General features: G+C 67.1%; 17 protein-coding genes. 7 read left to right on the top strand and 10 right to left on the bottom strand.

Translation table 11 applies throughout. The features are described from left to right. Positions 1 to 224: 224 nt before the first annotated feature. Positions 225 to 1,133, top strand: coding sequence for a transcriptional regulator GcvA (gene gcvA, locus PSEWESI4_RS21560; RefSeq protein WP_235978984.1), 909 nt, complete (start codon positions 225 to 227; stop codon positions 1,131 to 1,133). Positions 1,134 to 1,300: 167 nt separating this feature from the next. Then, the gene (locus tag PSEWESI4_RS21555) at positions 1,301 to 2,206 is read left to right on the top strand and encodes an NAD(P)-dependent oxidoreductase (protein ID WP_187673276.1); all 906 of its coding nucleotides are present in this window, start codon (positions 1,301 to 1,303) and stop codon (positions 2,204 to 2,206) included. 7 nt (positions 2,207 to 2,213) lie between these two features. On the opposite strand, the gene PSEWESI4_RS21550 is transcribed toward PSEWESI4_RS21555, so the two are convergent. Next, positions 2,214 to 2,561 (bottom strand): winged helix-turn-helix transcriptional regulator, encoded by a 348-nt coding sequence (locus tag PSEWESI4_RS21550; RefSeq protein WP_187673275.1) that lies wholly within the window; start codon positions 2,559 to 2,561, stop codon positions 2,214 to 2,216. A gap of 93 nt (positions 2,562 to 2,654) precedes the next feature. Between PSEWESI4_RS21550 and PSEWESI4_RS21545 the strand changes: the two genes are divergently transcribed. Together PSEWESI4_RS21545 and PSEWESI4_RS21540 are read left to right on the top strand one after the other, a co-directional pair. Further along, a complete protein-coding gene (locus PSEWESI4_RS21545) occupies positions 2,655 to 2,981 on the top strand; it encodes a nuclear transport factor 2 family protein (RefSeq protein ID WP_187673274.1) in 327 nt (108 codons plus the stop codon). Continuing rightward, on the top strand, positions 2,981 to 3,760 hold the full coding sequence (locus PSEWESI4_RS21540; protein ID WP_187673273.1) for an SDR family oxidoreductase: 780 nt from the start codon (positions 2,981 to 2,983) through the stop codon (positions 3,758 to 3,760). The genes PSEWESI4_RS21545 and PSEWESI4_RS21540 overlap by 1 nt, the downstream gene beginning before the upstream one ends. 9 nt (positions 3,761 to 3,769) lie before the next feature. Here PSEWESI4_RS21540 and PSEWESI4_RS21535 read toward each other — a convergent pair whose 3' ends face one another. The 6 genes from PSEWESI4_RS21535 to PSEWESI4_RS21510 are packed head-to-tail and all read right to left on the bottom strand — an operon-like array spanning position 3,770 to position 8,479. After that, entirely contained in the window at positions 3,770 to 4,996 is a 1,227-nt protein-coding gene (locus PSEWESI4_RS21535) for a CaiB/BaiF CoA transferase family protein (protein WP_187673272.1), read from the bottom strand. Further along, positions 4,986 to 5,381 carry a PaaI family thioesterase gene (locus tag PSEWESI4_RS21530; protein WP_187673271.1) on the bottom strand — a complete coding sequence of 132 codons (396 nt, stop codon included), beginning with the start codon at positions 5,379 to 5,381 and terminating at the stop codon, positions 4,986 to 4,988. The genes PSEWESI4_RS21535 and PSEWESI4_RS21530 overlap by 11 nt, the downstream gene beginning before the upstream one ends. Before the next feature lie 17 nt (positions 5,382 to 5,398). After that, on the bottom strand, positions 5,399 to 6,205 hold the full coding sequence (locus tag PSEWESI4_RS21525) for an enoyl-CoA hydratase/isomerase family protein (protein WP_187673270.1): 807 nt from the start codon (positions 6,203 to 6,205) through the stop codon (positions 5,399 to 5,401). A gap of 9 nt (positions 6,206 to 6,214) precedes the next feature. After that, on the bottom strand, positions 6,215 to 6,979 hold the full coding sequence (locus tag PSEWESI4_RS21520; RefSeq protein WP_187673269.1) for an SDR family NAD(P)-dependent oxidoreductase: 765 nt from the start codon (positions 6,977 to 6,979) through the stop codon (positions 6,215 to 6,217). A gap of 1 nt (position 6,980) precedes the next feature. After that, positions 6,981 to 8,126, bottom strand: a complete 1,146-nt coding sequence (locus tag PSEWESI4_RS21515; protein ID WP_187673268.1) for a thiolase family protein — start codon at positions 8,124 to 8,126, stop codon at positions 6,981 to 6,983. Further along, complete coding sequence (locus tag PSEWESI4_RS21510) at positions 8,123 to 8,479, bottom strand: Zn-ribbon domain-containing OB-fold protein (protein ID WP_187673267.1); 357 nt, start codon at positions 8,477 to 8,479, stop codon at positions 8,123 to 8,125. The genes PSEWESI4_RS21515 and PSEWESI4_RS21510 overlap by 4 nt, the downstream gene beginning before the upstream one ends. Before the next feature lie 264 nt (positions 8,480 to 8,743). Between PSEWESI4_RS21510 and PSEWESI4_RS21505 the strand changes: the two genes are divergently transcribed. The 3 genes from PSEWESI4_RS21505 to PSEWESI4_RS21495 all read left to right on the top strand — a co-directional run bounded on the left by PSEWESI4_RS21505 (position 8,744) and on the right by PSEWESI4_RS21495 (position 12,758). Beyond that, on the top strand, positions 8,744 to 9,244 hold the full coding sequence (locus PSEWESI4_RS21505) for a sigma-70 family RNA polymerase sigma factor (protein ID WP_187673266.1): 501 nt from the start codon (positions 8,744 to 8,746) through the stop codon (positions 9,242 to 9,244). A 56-nt stretch (positions 9,245 to 9,300) separates the two neighbouring features. Continuing rightward, complete coding sequence (locus PSEWESI4_RS21500) at positions 9,301 to 10,254, top strand: FecR family protein (RefSeq protein ID WP_187673265.1); 954 nt, start codon at positions 9,301 to 9,303, stop codon at positions 10,252 to 10,254. 98 nt (positions 10,255 to 10,352) lie between these two features. Then, positions 10,353 to 12,758 (top strand): TonB-dependent siderophore receptor, encoded by a 2,406-nt coding sequence (locus PSEWESI4_RS21495; RefSeq protein WP_235978983.1) that lies wholly within the window; start codon positions 10,353 to 10,355, stop codon positions 12,756 to 12,758. A 162-nt stretch (positions 12,759 to 12,920) separates the two neighbouring features. Here the strand turns inward: PSEWESI4_RS21495 and dkgB are convergent, their stop codons facing one another. From dkgB to PSEWESI4_RS21480, 3 genes are all read right to left on the bottom strand, one after another. Then, complete coding sequence (gene dkgB, locus PSEWESI4_RS21490) at positions 12,921 to 13,724, bottom strand: 2,5-didehydrogluconate reductase DkgB (protein ID WP_187673264.1); 804 nt, start codon at positions 13,722 to 13,724, stop codon at positions 12,921 to 12,923. Positions 13,725 to 13,904: 180 nt separating this feature from the next. Beyond that, positions 13,905 to 15,035, bottom strand: a complete 1,131-nt coding sequence (locus PSEWESI4_RS21485) for a DUF2855 family protein (protein ID WP_187673263.1) — start codon at positions 15,033 to 15,035, stop codon at positions 13,905 to 13,907. A gap of 6 nt (positions 15,036 to 15,041) precedes the next feature. Next, positions 15,042 to 16,220: a saccharopine dehydrogenase family protein gene (locus PSEWESI4_RS21480; RefSeq protein WP_187673262.1), complete on the bottom strand. Its 1,179-nt coding sequence runs from the start codon at positions 16,218 to 16,220 to the stop codon at positions 15,042 to 15,044. Between the last annotated feature and the right edge of the window lie 50 nt (positions 16,221 to 16,270).

Genomic DNA, 16,270 nt, shown 5'->3' with positions numbered 1-16,270 from the left:
GGAAATCCGGAACGGCCGGGAAAGACGGAGGCCGAGCGGTTCGGCCCAGGTTGCAGTCGTCATGGAGCGGTACTCTCTTGTTGTTGTGATGGGTTCCGAGGCCGATGCTAGGAACCCGCCGGAGACCGCGACAAACGATTAAAACAGGTGTTTCGCTTGAGTTTTTATCAAGCAGATATACAGTAAGATCCGCGAAAACACTCTATTCCAAGAAGAAGATTCCGATGATGGACCGACTGCCTCCCCTCAACGCTGTGCGGGCCTTCGAAGCCGTCGCCCGCCACCTGAGCATCACCCTCGCAGCCGATGAACTGAACGTCACGCCGGGGGCCGTCTCGCGGCAGATCCGTACCCTCGAGGAGTACATGGAGCAGCCGCTGTTCATTCGCGGCCACCGGCAGATCACCCTCACGCCCGCCGGCGAGCAGTATTTCAAGGCGGTGGCGCGGATCATCGAGGAACTGCGCAACGCCACCCGCAAGCTCAAGCGGCCGCCCAAGCGCCGGCAGATCAAGGTGCGCGCCTACACCACCTTCGCCATGCAGTGGCTGATTCCGCGACTGGCCAGCTTCCACCAGGAACACCCGAAGATCGAGGTGCTGCTGACCGCCTCGCTGGACCCGGTGGACTTCCACAAGGAAGACCTCGACGCCGCCATCCGCCTCGGTTCCGGGGACTGGCCCAACTGCAACTGCTACGTCCTGAGCGACAACGTCCTGGCACCGGTCTGCAGCCCCGCCCTGCTCGACTCCGAACCCGGCCTGCATGCGCCGGCCGACGTGGCCGAGTACACCATGCTGCACTCCATCGCCCGCCCGGACGACTGGGCGCACTGGCTGGAAGCCACGGGCGTCATCGGCACCGTGGACGCGCGGGCCGGCATGACCTACCAGAGTTCGTCGATGGCCTACGCGGCCGCCATCGGTGGCCAGGGCATCGCCATGGCGCAACTGTTCCTGGTGGAGAAGGAGCTGCGCGAAGGCACCCTGGTCAGGCCCTTCGAGCAGACGGTGGATATGGGCGCCTACACCTACTACCTGCTGACACCCAGGCACCGTGCCGAGAGCGAAGACATGGCCACCTTCCGCCTGTGGCTGCTGGAGCAGGCACGCCTCACCCGCAATGCGGCTTGAGTTTTCCTCAAGCCCTCCCCGCCAAAAAGTGCTTTGTCCGCTCATCGCGCGGCTGCCTAGGATGCCGGAATCCGGCCACGCCGGATCGTCACCCGGGCATCGCTGCAAGACGCTGTGTCCCTGCCCGGGTGATGCCTCCCATCCGCCGAACAGGAGCAAGAAGAACAATGAGCGAGAACATCGGTTTCATCGGCCTCGGCGCCATGGGCCAGAAGATGGCGCGTCACCTGCTCGACCATGGATTCGCCCTGGACCTGTACGACCCCAATCCCGCCGCGCTGGCTCCCCTGCTGGCTCGCGGCGCGCGCAGCCATGCGTCTCCACGGGAAGTGGCCGACGTCGCGGAAATCATCCTGGTCTGCGTGCCCACGCCGGAGATCGTCGAGCAGGTGGTGCTGGGCGAGAACGGCGTCATCCAGGGTGAGACGGTGCGCATCCTGGTCGACCACTCCACCACCGGCCCGAGCATGGCGCGCCGCCTCGACCAGGCGCTCAAGGACCGCGGCATCGCCGCGCTGGACGCGCCCCTGGCCGGCGGCGTGGCCGGGGCCGAAGCGGGAACCCTGTCGGTGATGGTCGGCGGCGATGCAAGCGCCTACGCGCGCTGCGAAGCGGTATTCGCCAGCTTCGGCCGCAAGGTCGTGCATATCGGCGATCAGGCCGGGCTCGGCCAGACCCTCAAGCTGGTCAACAACATGATCGTCGGCGCCACCCTGGTGGCCACCAGCGAAGCGCTGCTGTTCGGCATCAAGGCCGGCCTGGAGCCGAGGCAGATGCTGGAGATACTCAACGTCAGCACGGCGCGCAGCTACACCAGCGAAAACATGCTCGCCGGCACGGTGATGAAGCGGGAGTTCGATTTCGGCTTCCGCCTGGACCTGATGCGCAAGGACATCCGCCTGTTCCTCGCCGAGGCCGAAGCCACCGGCGCGCCCGCCTTCACCTGCGCGGTGGTCAAGCAGTTCTTCGACCAGGCCATCAACTCGGGCGAACCGAGCCGCGACATGACCCACGTGGTGCAGGTGCTGGAGTCGCTGGCCCAGGTGCGGATCGAGGAAAGACCGAGGGTCTGAAGCGGATCTACGCCTGTGGCTGCGGCTGCAGGCTTTCCCGCTTTTCCGCCCACTTCAGCAGCGCATCCAGGGCGGGACACAGCGCCTGTCCCCAGTCCGTCAGGCGGTATTCCACCTTCGGCGGCACCTGCGGGTAGAGCTTGCGCGACACGATCCCGTCCGCCTCCAACTGGCGCAGTTGCTGGGCCAGCATCTTTTGCGAAATGCCGGGAATGAGCTTCTCCAGATCGGAGAAGCGCTGCACCTGGCCGCCGAACAGGTGGAACAGGATGATCAGCTTCCAGCGACCTTCGAGCAGGTGCAGCACTTCCTCGACACCGCTGGCCGCCGTTGCGGGTGTATATGCCTTACTCATGGGTAAGTAGCTTACTTTTTGGTGCGTTCTTGATGAAAAGTGATCTTATGTTGAAGATTCCTGCACGGCAATCCTCAACCGAGAGCAGCAATCATGAGCACCCAGCTACCCAACCCGATCGCCACCTTTTTCGAAGTGAGCAACGGCGCCGACAGCGCCCTCCTCGCGCAGTGCTTCGCACCCGGCGCGACGGTGCATGACGAAGGCCGCACCCATCAGGGACATGCGGCGATCCGCGCCTGGCTGCAGGAAGCGCAACGCCTGTACGAGTACAGCGTCGAACCGCTGGAAGCCTCGCAACAGGGCACAAGCATCAGGGTGCTTGCCAGGGTGGTTGGCAACTTCCCGGGCAGCCCCGTCCAGCTCGAACACCTATTCCGACTGTCCGGCGACAGGATCGCCTCGCTGGAGATCGGCTGATGGGCATGGATCTGGAACTCGAAGGCCTGCGCGTGCTGGTCACCGCGGGCACCAAGGGCATCGGTGGCGCCGTGGTCGAGCTGTTCCATGAGCATGGTGCGCGGGTCGTGGCAGTGGCGCGGGTCCGCCCGGAGGCATTCCCCGAGGAGCGCTTCGTCGCCGCCGATCTCACCACGCCGGAAGGCTGCACCACGGTTGCGGATGCCGTTAACCACAGGCTGGGCGGGGTGGATGTGATCGTCCACGTCCTGGGCGGCTCTTCGGCTCCGGGCGGTGGCTTTGCCGCGCTTGGCGAGGAGGAATGGCACAAGGAGCTGTCCCTCAACCTGTTCCCCTCCGTGCGGCTGGATCGCGCGTTGCTGCCCGGCATGCTCGCCCAGGGCTCCGGCGTCATCATCCACGTCACCTCGATCCAGAACCGGTTCCCGCTGCCGGAAGCCACGACCGCATACGCCGCGGCGAAAGCCGCGCTGTCGACCTACAGCAAGAGCCTGTCGAAGGAAGTGACGCCCAAGGGGATACGCGTGGTGCGGGTGTCCCCCGGCTGGGTGGAAACCGAAGCCTCCGTGGCCCTGGTCGAACGGCTCGCCCAACAGGCCGGCACCGATTACGAAGGCGGCAAGCGGATCATCATGGACTCGCTCGGCGGCATTCCGCTGGGACGCCCGTCGAAGCCGGTCGAAGTGGCGAATCTCATCGCATTCCTGGCTTCGCCGAGGGCCGCGACGATCACCGGGACGGAATACGTGATCGATGGCGGGAGCGTTCCCACGGCGTAGCCCCGAGGCTCAGGAACCCATCGCGAGGTCGCGGCGTACCCGCTCCCCCTGCAATGCCCCGCTGCCCATCAGCGCATCGATCTCCGCATCGCTGAAGGCGAACGAGCGCAGTACGCTGCGCGAATGCTCGCCGAGATCCGGCGCCGGCTGGTAGGACACGGCCGCCGCTTCGGCGCTGTTCACCGGGAATCCCACCGTGCGCAAGGTGCCGTGCCTCGGATGCTCGACCTCCGCCAGCATGCCGTTCCCGGCAAGCTGGGGATGCTCCAGCAGGTCGCTGTAGTCGGTGACCTTCGCACAGAGAATGTCGGCCTTGCGCAGCGCTTGCAGCCAGTGCTCGCTGGTCCGGCCGCCGAACACCGCGTTGAGCGCCGCCTGCATCTCGGCCCGGTGCGCCACGCGCTGGGCCGAGCTGATGAAGCGCGGATCGGTCACCAGTTCCGGAAGGCCGAGCACGCCGCACAGGCGCTCCCAGCGATTGCCGTTGTAGGCCGCCACCATGATCCAGCCGTCCCGGGTCTGGAAGGCTTCGTTGGGCGCCGAATAAGGCGCCGCGCTGCCGATACGGGTGGGCAGTTCGCCGTCCCGCAGGTAGCTGGTGATCGACGACTGTTGCAGGGCCAGGGCGGAATTCATCAGGCTGACGTCGAGGTGCCCGCCCTGCCCGTCGCGCTGCCGTGCCTGCAGCTTGGCGAGGATCGCCATGCAGGCCATGTAGCCGGTCACCACGTCGACCACCGGCGCCTGGACCTTGCACGGCGGCGCCCCCGGCGTGCCGATCAGGCTCATCAGGCCGGAGTCGGCTTGCAGGATGCCGTCGACACCCGCCCGGTCGGCATAGGGCCCCCGCTGGCCGTAGGCGGAAATCGAGCAGTAGACCAGCGCCGGGTTGATCTCCGCCATCGCCTCGTAGCCCAGCCCGAGCCGGGCCATCACGCCCGGGCGCATGCTCTCGATCAGCACGTCCGCCTCGGCCACCATGCGTTGCACGATGGCCAGGCTGGCCGGGTGCTTGAGGTCCAGGCAGACGCCGAGCTTGCCGCGATTGAAGCCGTGGTAGAGCGCGCTGTCGTCGCCGACCCAGGCCGGGCCGAGGGTGCGTCCCAGCTCGCCTTCCGGCGGCTCGATCTTGATCACCCGCGCGCCCATGTCGGCCAGCAGCATGCTGCTGGTCGGGCCAGCGGCGATCTGGGTGAAGTCCAGCACCGTCAGGCCCTTCAAGGCATCACGAAGCATGGCGGTCACCTCCCTGCTTGAAGGTTCCCTGGGCGGTCGCCAGCAGCTCGCCGCCCTCGGAAACCAGGGTCGCCTCGGCAAAGTAGAGGCTGCGGCCGCTGCGGCTGACCCGTCCCCTGGCGATGACGGACCCGGAGCGGGCGGCCTTCAGGTAGGCGATGTTCAGCATCACGGTCACCCCGTGGATTTCCTCTTCGCCATCGCCCGCATGCAGCCCCGCGTAACCGCAGGCGGCATCCAGCAGCGTCGCGACCAGCCCGCCGTGCAGCATCCCCTGCCGGTTCAGGTGGCGGGACTGGATGGACATGTGGAACTCGGCCTCGCCGGGGGCCCACTGGACCAGCTCGACACCGAGACTCTGCAAGAAGGGATTGCTCAACTGCATGGGAACCTCTCCAGGGGCTAACGCCCCTTGTATTCCGGTGTGCGTTTTTCGGCGAAGGCGGCGCGGCCTTCGCGACGATCCTCGGTATCCCGCAGCACGCCCCAGTACAGTTCGGCGAGGCGCTGGGCATCGTGGTCGGACAGGTGCGCGGTCTGCGTCGAGAGCGACTGCAAGGCCTGGATGGCCAACGGCGCCGCGGCGGCGATGCGTTCGGCGAGGGCGAAGGCACGCTCGCTCAGTTCCGCCTGGCTTTCGGCGACTTCCGACACCAGGCCGATCGCCGCCGCCTGCCGGGCATCGATGCGCTGTCCGGTCAGCGCCATCTGCATGGCATGGGCGGACGGCACCGCCTTGAGCAAGCGATGCAGGCCGGAGACAGCGGGAATCGAACCCACCAGCGCCTCCGGCAACCCGAAGCTGGCATTTGCCGAGGCGATGCGCAGGCTGCATTGCAGCGCCAGTTCCAGCCCTCCGCCCAGGCAGTGGCCGTTCACCGCCGCGATCAGCGGCTTGCGGAGGTCGAGGTCGGTGAGGTCGATCAGGCGGATGTAGAGCCCCGCATCCGCCGCCGGCTCGTTGGCGAGGAAGACCGCCTCGGCATAGGAGGCGGTCGACTCCCGCGTGCTCTTGAGATCGGCACCGACGCAGAAAGCCCGCTCGCCGCCGCCGGTGATGATCGCCGTGCGGATTTCCCGGCGGTCACGCACTTCGACCAGATGCTCGCGAAGCTCGCGCAGCGCGCCGATGTCCAGGGCGTTGAGCGCTTCGGGACGGTCGAGGACGATCCGCGCGACCGCCCCGTGGAGTTCCAGTTGAACGGACATGGCCCCTCCTCAGACGCTGGCCGACGACAGGCTGCGCCCGCCGCAGACATAGAGGGTCTGCCCGGTGACATAGGAGCTCGCCGGATCGAGGAAGAACTCCACGGCGTTGGCTATGTCGTCCGGCGTGCCGATGCGCTTCACCGGGACCGTCTCCTTGAGCCGGGCCTGGACCTCCGTATCGAAACCACGGAACAGCGGTGTGTCGACGATGCCAGGCGCGACCGCGTTGACCGTGATGCCCTTGGCGGCGAACTCGATCGCCAGGCTGCGGGTCAGGCTCACCACCCCGCCCTTCGCGGCGGAATAGTTGGCCTGGCCGAAACCGCCCAGCCAGGCGCGCGACGACAGGTTGACGATGCGCCCGAAGCCGCGCTCCAGCATCAGCGGCAGGGCCGCCTTGCAGCAGAGGAACTGGGCGCGGAGGTTGGTATCGACCACCAGGTCCCAGTCTTCCTCGGCCATCTTCAGGAAGCGCTTGTCGCGAACCACCCCGGCGTTGTTCACCAGGAAGTCCAGCGCGCCCTGCGCCTCGCCGATCTCCGCGAAGGCCTGCCCGACGGCGGCGCCATCGGTCAGGTCCAGCGCGATGCCGTGGGCGGGCAGCCCTTCCGCCCGCAGCCGCTCGACTTCGCTGGCGAGGGCCGTTGCGTCGCGATCGAGCAGATAGCTGACGACACCCTGGCGAGCCAGCCGGGTGGCGATGCTCAGGCCGATGCCACGGGCGGCGCCGGTAACCGCCGCGACCTGGCCGACCTGGAAACGTTGCGCAGTCATCTCACACCCCCAGCACGTGCACGGACGAAGCCGCGTGATCGACGCCGGCGATGCCGCCGCCGGTGCACTGGGCGACGCCGATGCGCGGGCTGCCCGCCTGGCGGCCGGTGGCGCGCCCCTGCAATTGCCACATCAGCTCGACCATCTGCGCAACGCCGGTGGCACCCAGCGGGTGCCCCTTGGCGAGCAGGCCGCCACTCGGGTTCACCGGCACACGGCCACCCAGGGCGGTCGCGCCGGAGTGCAGAAACGGCACGGCTTCGCCCGGCGCGGCGAGGCCCAGGGCTTCGTAGTAGAGCAACTCGGCGATGGTGAAGGCGTCGTGCAACTCGACGACGCCAACGTCCCGGGGATCGACGCCGGACTGTTCATAGGCCAGGCGCGCCGCGCGGGCGGTGATCTCCGCATCCAGGATGTCGTCACGCGCACCCTCGCAGAGGCCGGAGACGACGATCGAACCGAGGACACGGACATCCTTGGCATGCGGGCCGGGGCGATTGCCGAGCACCAGCGCCGCCGCGCCATCGACCTGGGACGGGCAGCACTGCAGCAGGGTCAGCGGGTCGGCGATCATCCGCGAGGCCAGCACCTGCTCCAGGGTCACCTCGCTGCGCTGCTGGGCGTATTCGTTCAGCGAACCGTGATGACGGTTCTTCACCGCCACGGCGGCCAGGTCGGCGGGCTTGGCGTCGCGTTCGTGGAGGAAGCGGGTCGCGCGCATGGCGTAGACGGCCGGCAGGACCATGCCCGCGTTGGCATAGAAGTCGGTCTTCTCATCGTTGCGCTGCAGCGGGATGGTGCCGCCGCCGAGCTGCGTGAGCTGCTCGATGCCGAACACCAGCACGGTTTCGTACTGGCCGGCCAGCAACGCATGCCGGGCGAGGTGCACGGCGGTCGCCCCGCTGGCGCAGGCGTTCTCGACGTTGTAGACGGGAATGCCGTCGAGCCCGAGGTCCCGCAGGATCACTTGCCCCAGGATCATGCCGCCCAGGACATTGGCGCAGTAGATGGCCTGGATGTCCCCGAGCGCCAGGCCGGAATCGGCCACGGCCGCGAGAATCGCCGATTGCGCCAGCTCCGGCGCCATCACGCCCTCGTGCCGGCCGAAGCGGGTCATCGCTCCGCCCATGACATGCATCTGGCTCATTGGTGGGCCTCCACGCGTTCGAATACATAACCGAAGGTGTCGTCCCGCAGGATGCGGCAGGTATCGCCGATGGCGGGACGCTCGCTACCGACGACCCGCCCGAAGATCCGCACCGGGCCAGGCAGGTCCAGGTACGCCAGGGCGAACGGAGCCAGGCCGCTCCTGGGGCTCGGATGGATGACGGTGTAGCTGTAGATGGCTCCTTCGGTCGCCAGCGGCAGGGGCTCGTACTGCGCCGCCAGGGGCGAGTGCGGCGAGACCGGCGGGAAAGTGATCTCACCGGAAGAAAGCTTGCGCGAGGCCAGTAACCGCTGGGGCGTTTCGCCTCCCCAGAGAGACGGCAGAACATTCATGTCGACCTCCTGTTTTCATTGCCGCATCGGCGGCTCGACGGAGGTATGTTCGGCATCCGGACAGGGGCCGACAAACGATATAAAAACACCTGATGCTTGAGCTTTTCTCAAACGAAAACACTGGCTGCCCCGCCGCCACACCGGGCCCGGCGACAGCCTCTGGTCGGAAGCGCAGCCTTGGCTCCAGCGCTCCGACCGGCCGAGCTACCCACGGGAATGAATAGGAAGTATTATCATTCGCCAATTCCCAGCCAGTACCTCGTCATGCCCCATGGACCGTCCCGGAAAAGTGGCTTCTTCGACTATTACGAAGAACTCATCGGCACCTGGACACGTCGCCTGCGCAACCGCCAGCATGCCGAGGACCTCGCCCACGATGCCTTCGTCAAGGTGCTGGAAAGTGGTGACGCCACGGTCCTGCAACCGCGCGCCTATCTGCACCGCACCGCGCGCAACATCGCGGTCGACCGGTTTCGCCGGGAGGAGCGGCGCAGCCAGCTCGAAGAGGTGGCCGACCGTGACGAAGCCCCGCCGGCGGACGATCCCGAGGCACACATGCACGCCGTCCAGCTCGCCGACTCGATCGAACAGGCGCTGAGCGAGTTGCCGGCGAACTGCCGCAAGGTGTTCGTCTGGAACAAACTCGAAGGCCTCGGCCAGGCGGAAATCGCCGAACGCCTCGGTGTGTCCAGAAACATGGTCGAACGGTATATGATCCGGACCCTACGGCATCTGCGAGACCGGCTGGATGCCCCAGCCCGATGAGCCCGTCATATGGATACGATGTACAGCCCGCCCCGTCCGGTCGACCGGAAGCCCGCATGAAAGCGCCCCGCTCCCCCGACCCGGTTCGCGACGAATCGGCCTATTGGTTCGCCCGCCGCCGCGAGCGGGATTTTTCCGCCGAAGAACAGGCCCGCTTCGCGGCATGGCTCGACGCCCATGAACGGCATCGCCAGGAATACGAGTTGCTCGACGGCCTGTGGACCGCCGCCGACCTGATTCCCGCCGCGCGCCTGCGCCAACTCTGCGAAGAGAAACGCCCCTCCAGCCGCCGCCGCTTCGTCCAACTGGCCGCCGCCGCGACGGTCGCCGGTGTCGCGCTCGGGCTGGGCTGGTTGCTGTATCCCTCGGGGGACTACCGGGAAACCCTGCAGACCCGCGTTGGCGAACGCCAGGAAGTGACCCTGCCCGACGGCTCGGTGGTGCAGTTGAACAGCCGCACCCGGCTGGAGATCCACTACCGGGAGGGCCGCCGCTCGGTCGAGTTGCAGACCGGCGAGGCCCTGTTCAGCGTCAGCCGCGATCCCGCCAGGCCGTTCGTGATCGATGCCGGCCCTGGCCAGGTGACGGTCACCGGCACCCGTTTCGACGTGCTGCATGAAGGCGGCGAAGTGCGGGTGGCGGTCGAGTCAGGCACGGTGCAGGTCGCCGGGAAGGCGGCGGACCAGCCGGTGATCCTCACCGCCGGCAAGGGTACCCGCGTCGACGGCCAGGGACGGGTCGCCCCGGCCCGGGACGTCAACCTGCAGGCCATCGTTTCCTGGCGCGATGGCAAGCTGGTGTTCGACAACGCCACCCTCGCGGAAGTGGCGGCACAGGTCTCCCGCTACCGGGAACAGCCGCTCCGCGTCGACCCGTCGCTGGCGAACCTGCGCTTCTCCAGCGTGTTCAGCTCCGACGACACCGATACCCTGCTCAGCGCCCTGCCGCGCCTGCTGCCGGTGCAGGTAAGAACGCTCCCGGATGGCAGCAGCGAAATAATTCCGCTTTAGATTCAGGATTTTTTTCCGCCGTTCGTCCTCTTCTCCGACCGTGCTTCACCACCCCGGTGGCGGGGCTTTCTTACGGGATCATCAGGACGACAACCTACGTGAACACCACCAAGCAGTTTCCTCGTTCTTCCCTGCGGCGCTGGCTCCCGCTGAGCCTCGCCCTGGCCATCGGCATGGCCCACGCCGAGCCCATCGACATCCCCGCGCAACCGCTGGCGGCCGCCCTCAGCCAGTTGGGCCAACAGACCTCCCTGCAACTGTTCTTCACCCCTGAGCTGGTCGACGGCAAGCAGGCGCCGGCGGTGACCGGCGACCTCTCGCCGCAGCAGGCCCTGAACCTCCTGCTGCAAGGCAGCGGCCTGGACTACGAGACCGTCGACGGCTCGGTGATCCTGCGCCGGACGCAAGCCACCAGCGGCGCCCTGGAACTCGCCCCGACCAACGTGTCGGTGGTCGGCGACTGGCTCGGCACCGCCGATGAGCAGGTGGTGCAGAACCATCCCGGCGCACGCACCGTGGTCCGCCGGGAAGCCATGATCGAGAAAGGCGCGGTCAACGTGCGCGACGCCCTGCGCACCGTCCCCGGCGTGCAGGTGCAGGAATCCAACGGCACCGGCGGCAGCGACATCTCCCTGAACTTCGGCGTGCGCGGCCTCACCTCGCGCCTGTCGCCGCGCTCGACCGTGCTGATCGACGGCGTGCCCGCGGCCTTCGCGCCCTATGGCCAGCCGCAGTTGTCGATGTCGCCGATCTCCCTGGGCAACCTCGACAGCATCGACGTGGTGCGTGGCGCCGGCTCGGTGCGCTACGGCCCGCAGAACGTCGGTGGCGTGGTCAACTTCGTCACCCGGGCGATTCCCGAGACCTTCTCGGGGGATGTCTCCACCACCATGGAGAACGCCTCCCACGGCGGCTGGAAGCACCTCAACAGCATGTTCGTCGGCGGCCGCGCCGACAACGGCATGGGCGTGGCGCTGCTGTATTCCGGAGTGAACGGCGCCGGCTACCGCGACAGCAACAACGGCAACGACATCGACGACGTGCTGCTCAAGACCCACTGGGCGCCGACCGAGCAGGACGACATCTCGCTGAACTTCCACTACTACGACGCCAGCGCCGACATGCCCGGCGGCTTGACCCAGGCGCAGTTCGACGACGATCCCTACCAGTCCGACCGCGACTGGGACAACTTCAGCGGCCGACGCAAGGACGTCTCGTTGAAGTACCTGCGGCAGATCGATGACCTGACCCAGTTCGAAGTACTCACCTACTACTCCGACAGCTTCCGTGGCAGCCACATCGCCACCCGCGACCAGCGCTTCCTCGGCTCGTTCCCGCGCAACTACTACACCTTCGGCATCGAGCCGCGCCTCTCGCGGATCTTCTTCACCGGCGACGCCACCCACGAGGTCGGCCTCGGCTACCGCTACCTCAAGGAAGCGATGCGCGAGCAGGCCAGCCGCCTGGCGCTGATCGACAACACGCCCACCCCGACGCCCGGCCCGAGCGCCGATGGCCACGTCTACCAGGACCGCACCGGCGGCACCGAGGCCAACGCCTTCTACCTCGACGACAAGATCGACATCGGCAACTGGACGCTGACCCCCGGCATCCGCTTCGAAAGCATCAACACCGACTGGCACGACCGTCCGGTGGTGGGCACCAACGGCGTGCCGGTGCAGGAGAAGCACCGCAGCAAGGACTACAACGAGCCGCTGCCGGCACTCAGCGTCATGTACCACCTCTCCGATGCCTGGAAGCTGTTCGCCAACTACGAGACCTCGTTCGGCAGCCTGCAATACTTCCAGCTCGGCCAGGGCGGCAGCGGCGACAACACCGCCAACGGCCTGGAACCGGAAAAGGCCAAGACCTACGAAGTGGGTACGCGCTACAACGACGGCCAGTGGGGCGGCGAGCTGACGCTGTTCTACATCGACTTCGACGACGAGCTGCAATACATCAGCAACGACGTCGGCTGGACCAACCTTGGCGCCACCAAGCACCAGGGCGTCGAGCTGTCGGGGCACTACGACCTCGACGACCTGCTCCCCGGCCTCAGCGTGAACGGCAGCCTGACCTACACCCGCGCCACCTACGAAGGCGACATCCCCGCCTTCAAGGGCCGCGACCTGCCGTTCTACTCTCGCCAGGTCGCCAACCTCGGGCTGCGCTACCAGGTCGACCGCTGGACCTACAACCTCGACGGCTACGCGCAATCACGCCAGCGCGCCCCCGGCACCGGGATCGACGCCAACGGCAACTTCACCGGCGACTACATCACCGAGCCGACCGCCGATGGCCAGTACGGCGACATTCCCGGCTACGTGACCTGGAACCTGCGCGGCGCCTACGACTTCGGCGAACGGTTCTCCAACCTCAAGCTCGGCGTCGGGGTGAAGAACATCTTCGACCACCAGTACTACACCCGCTCCAGCGACAATAACGCGGGCATCTACCTCGGCCAGCCCCGGACCCTGTTCGTCCAGGCCAGCGTCGGCTTCTGAGGACACGGCGGCAGGGATGCCGCCCGGCGGTGGCAGCGTCAGGCGACCTTCGTCGGGCAACCAAGGTGTGTGATCGATTCCGCTCCCTCACCCAGGCCCTGGCTGGAACCAGGACGGTTCACAACCGGATTGATATCGGCCTGTGCCAACGGCGCGATGTCCTCAATCCCAGTCCGGCGCCAACCCGGCCGGGCTGACTTCGCGGCCGTTGCGCTCCAGCGTGGCGATCCGAGCCATGTCCTCGTCGTCCAGGCGCAGGTCGCGGGCGAGCAGGTTGCTGGCCAGGTTCTCGCGCTTGGTCGACGACGGGATCACCGCATAGCCCAGTCGCAGCGCCCAGGCCAGGGCCACCTGGGCCGGCGTGGCGCGGTGCCTGGCGGCGATCTCGCCGATCACCGGGTCCTTGAGCACCTTGCCGTAGGCCAGGGTCATGTACGAGGTGACGCGGATGCCCTGGGATTGCAGGAACTCGGCCAGCTTGCGGTTCTGCAGGTACGGGCTCAGCTCGATCTGGTTGGTGGCGATCTCGCCCTCCCCGACCACCGCGATGGCCTGGCGGGTCAGCTCGATGTTGAAGTTGGAGATGCCGATCTGCCGGGTCAGCCCCTGCGCCTTGGCTTCCGCCAGCGCGGTCATGAACTCCTCCAGCGACACGCCCTTGCCCGGCGCCGGCCAGTGGATCAGGGTGAGGTCGACCTGGTCGGTACGCAGCTTGGCCAGGCTTTCACGCAGGCTCGGGACCAGCTTGTCCTTCGCATAGTTGTCGACCCAGATCTTGGTGGTGACGAACAGTTCGTCACGCGGCACGCCGGACTCGGCGATGGCCTGGCCGACCTCGGCTTCGTTGCCGTAGATCTGCGCCGTGTCGATGGCGCGGTAGCCCAGTTCGAGCGCGTTGCGGACCGAGTCGATCACGACCTGGCCTTGCAGGCGGAAGGTGCCGACACCGAAATCGGGAATGCTCATGGAGGTCTCCTTGGAGTGGGTTGAGGTGAAGCGTCCAGGCGCTGAAGCAAACTGGAAAGGACACGAAGTCTGCGGGTTGGATAACTTCCTAAAAAGCGGTCTTTCCTCCAAAGACCTTTGACTCTCAGTCAAAAGCTTGCGGAAAAACGGGTTGGCCGGCAGAGGTCCCGGCCAACCCGTCTATGCCGTGGCGCCCGGGCTCTCGGACAGCGACAGGACATGGCCGGCCTGCGGACTCGTCCGGCCAGCCAGCACCTCCCGGTACACACGCTCGACCGCCTCCGGCCCCAGGCCCGGCTCGACCTCCATCCACGCCCCGACGAAGGCGATGAACGCCTGCCAGCGCTCGGCCAGTCGCTGCTGGAACCCTGCTCCGCCCCACTCCTGCAAACGCTTCTCGGCCTGCGCCGGGGCGAAGAAGAATTGCGGCGCCGGACCGGGCAGGTCCTTCGGCAACCCGCCGCGCTGGTCCCAGTGCGAAGCGCCGACCAGGCAGCCATGACGCAGTTGCGAGGCGAAATGGGCATGCAGGCGCCCGAGCAGTTCGCCGCTGCCGGCGAAGTCCACGGTCGCGGTGGGAACCGTGGCGTCCAGCTCGGCCACCTGGTCGTAACCGAACACCCGGTCGTAGCAACCCAGCCCCTCGACGAAGGCCCGGTTGCCCGGCGAGGTCAGCCCGACGATCTCGTACTGCTGCTCGCGTTGGTCGCGGTCGCGATGCAGCAGGTAGGCCATGCCGATGGCCGTCTTGCTGGAGGCGCTGGTCAGCACCAGGCGCGTGGCGCCGAAGAAGCGGTTGTCGGCGAAGAAGTCGTCGAGCAGGAACGAGGTGGTGAACAGCGGGCGCAGCAGCATCTGCAAGGCCTCGCTGTCGGCACTGTAGAGCGGGTCGCGCGAGCAGCGCAGGTACTGGTTGTAGATGATCGGCAGTGGCCGCCGGTGCTCCGCGCCATCGACGAAACTGCCCTCCTTCACCTGCCTGGGCTCCACCACCAGGTGGGTGGACATCGGGTAGTAGCCGTAGAAACGCTCGCCCGGCTCGATACCTTCGCAGCGGGAAGCCTGCACCTCGGCGAAGCCCCACACCGGAATGATCCCCCTGCCCTCCGGCGCCGGGAAGAACTGCCAATAGCGCAGGGAATCACCCATGGCCGCGTAGGTGATGTTGTTGGCGGTGAAGGCGAAGCGGTCGACCTTGAGCAGCACCTGGCCCGGCGCCAGGGCATCCGGGTCCAGCGTCGTCTCCCGGAATTCGCAACGGGCCAGGTCGGCGCGGTCGATCAGGAAATCCAGCGAAGTCGTGGTTGCCATGATTCCTCACGCCTCCAGCCTGAAGGTCAGTCCGGCGTGTTCGGTGAGGCGCCGGATCAGCTTCTCGCCCATCGCCGGCGCCGTGGTCCAGATGCCGCCGGGCGTGGTGGTGGCGTCGCGCAGCAGGCACAGGGCGCTCTCGGCAATCATCCGCGAAGTGGAGCCGTAGCCCGGATCGCGCTGGCCGGCCACGCTCGCATTGAGGGTCCGGCCGTCCGCCGTCTCGCCGATGAACAGCACGTCGTAGAAGCCGCTTTCCCGCTCTTCCTTGCTCGGCCCTTCGCCGGGCTTGGGCGCCTTGTCGCTGGCCAGAGAGCGGTCGGAAGCCACCGCTTCGGCGATGGCCTTGCCCTGCTCTCCCGGGCCGGTGAGGAGCATTTCGTCGTAGACGAAGTCCTCGCCATAGGCATGGCCCAGGAGGAAATTGGAACGGTGCACGTTGCGGGTATTGATGGCCGCCATGATGAACGGCGCCGCCCAACTGCCCAGGGCCTCGTCGTATTCGGGCGTCGCCGCGGGCGGCTGGGCCGGGCCGCTGAAACCAGGCGTCAGGGCGAAGGGATTGGTCAGCAACTGGAGGATGGCGGGGTCCGCCTTGGCCGCAACCAGGGTGGCCTTGAGACTGGCCGCCGTGCCGCCGGAAAAAGTGCCCTTCATCTTGCGAACCCGGCCCTTGATCCGCGACAGCGGCACGCCGAAACGTTCCCGCGCGGCCTGCTGCAGGAAGAACACGCCGAGGTCGAAGGGAATCGAATCGAAGCCGCAGGAAAACACGATGCGCGCGTCGCTGCGGCGCGCGGTCTCGTCGTACGCGTCGATCATCTTGCGCATCCAGGCCGGCTCGCCGCACAGGTCGACATAGTCGGTCCCCGACTCGGCACAGGCGGCGACCAGCGGCTCGCCATAAAGCTGGTAGGGGCCGACCGTGGTCAGGACCACACGGGTGTTCTCGACCATCGCTCGCAGGCTGGCGGGATCGCCGGTGTCCGCGACCACCAGTGGCGTGTCGGCCGGCGCGCCGATCTCGTCGCGCACGGCGGCCAGCTTGCCGGCATCACGACCGGCCATGGCCCAGTGCAGCTCGCCATCACCGCCATACGCCTGGCTCAGGTACTCGGCCACCAGTCGGCCGGTATAGCCGGAAGCGCCGTAGACGATGATGTCGAACTCGGGTGTCTGTTTCATCTGAATGCCCTCGAACCCACGGGGAAACGAAGGACCTCACGGCCCCTCGA

The sequence above is a fragment of the Zestomonas carbonaria genome (assembly GCF_904061905.1).
GTDB lineage: Bacteria > Pseudomonadota > Gammaproteobacteria > Pseudomonadales > Pseudomonadaceae > Aquipseudomonas > Aquipseudomonas carbonaria.
This window is presented reverse-complemented; position numbering and strand designations above follow the sequence as displayed.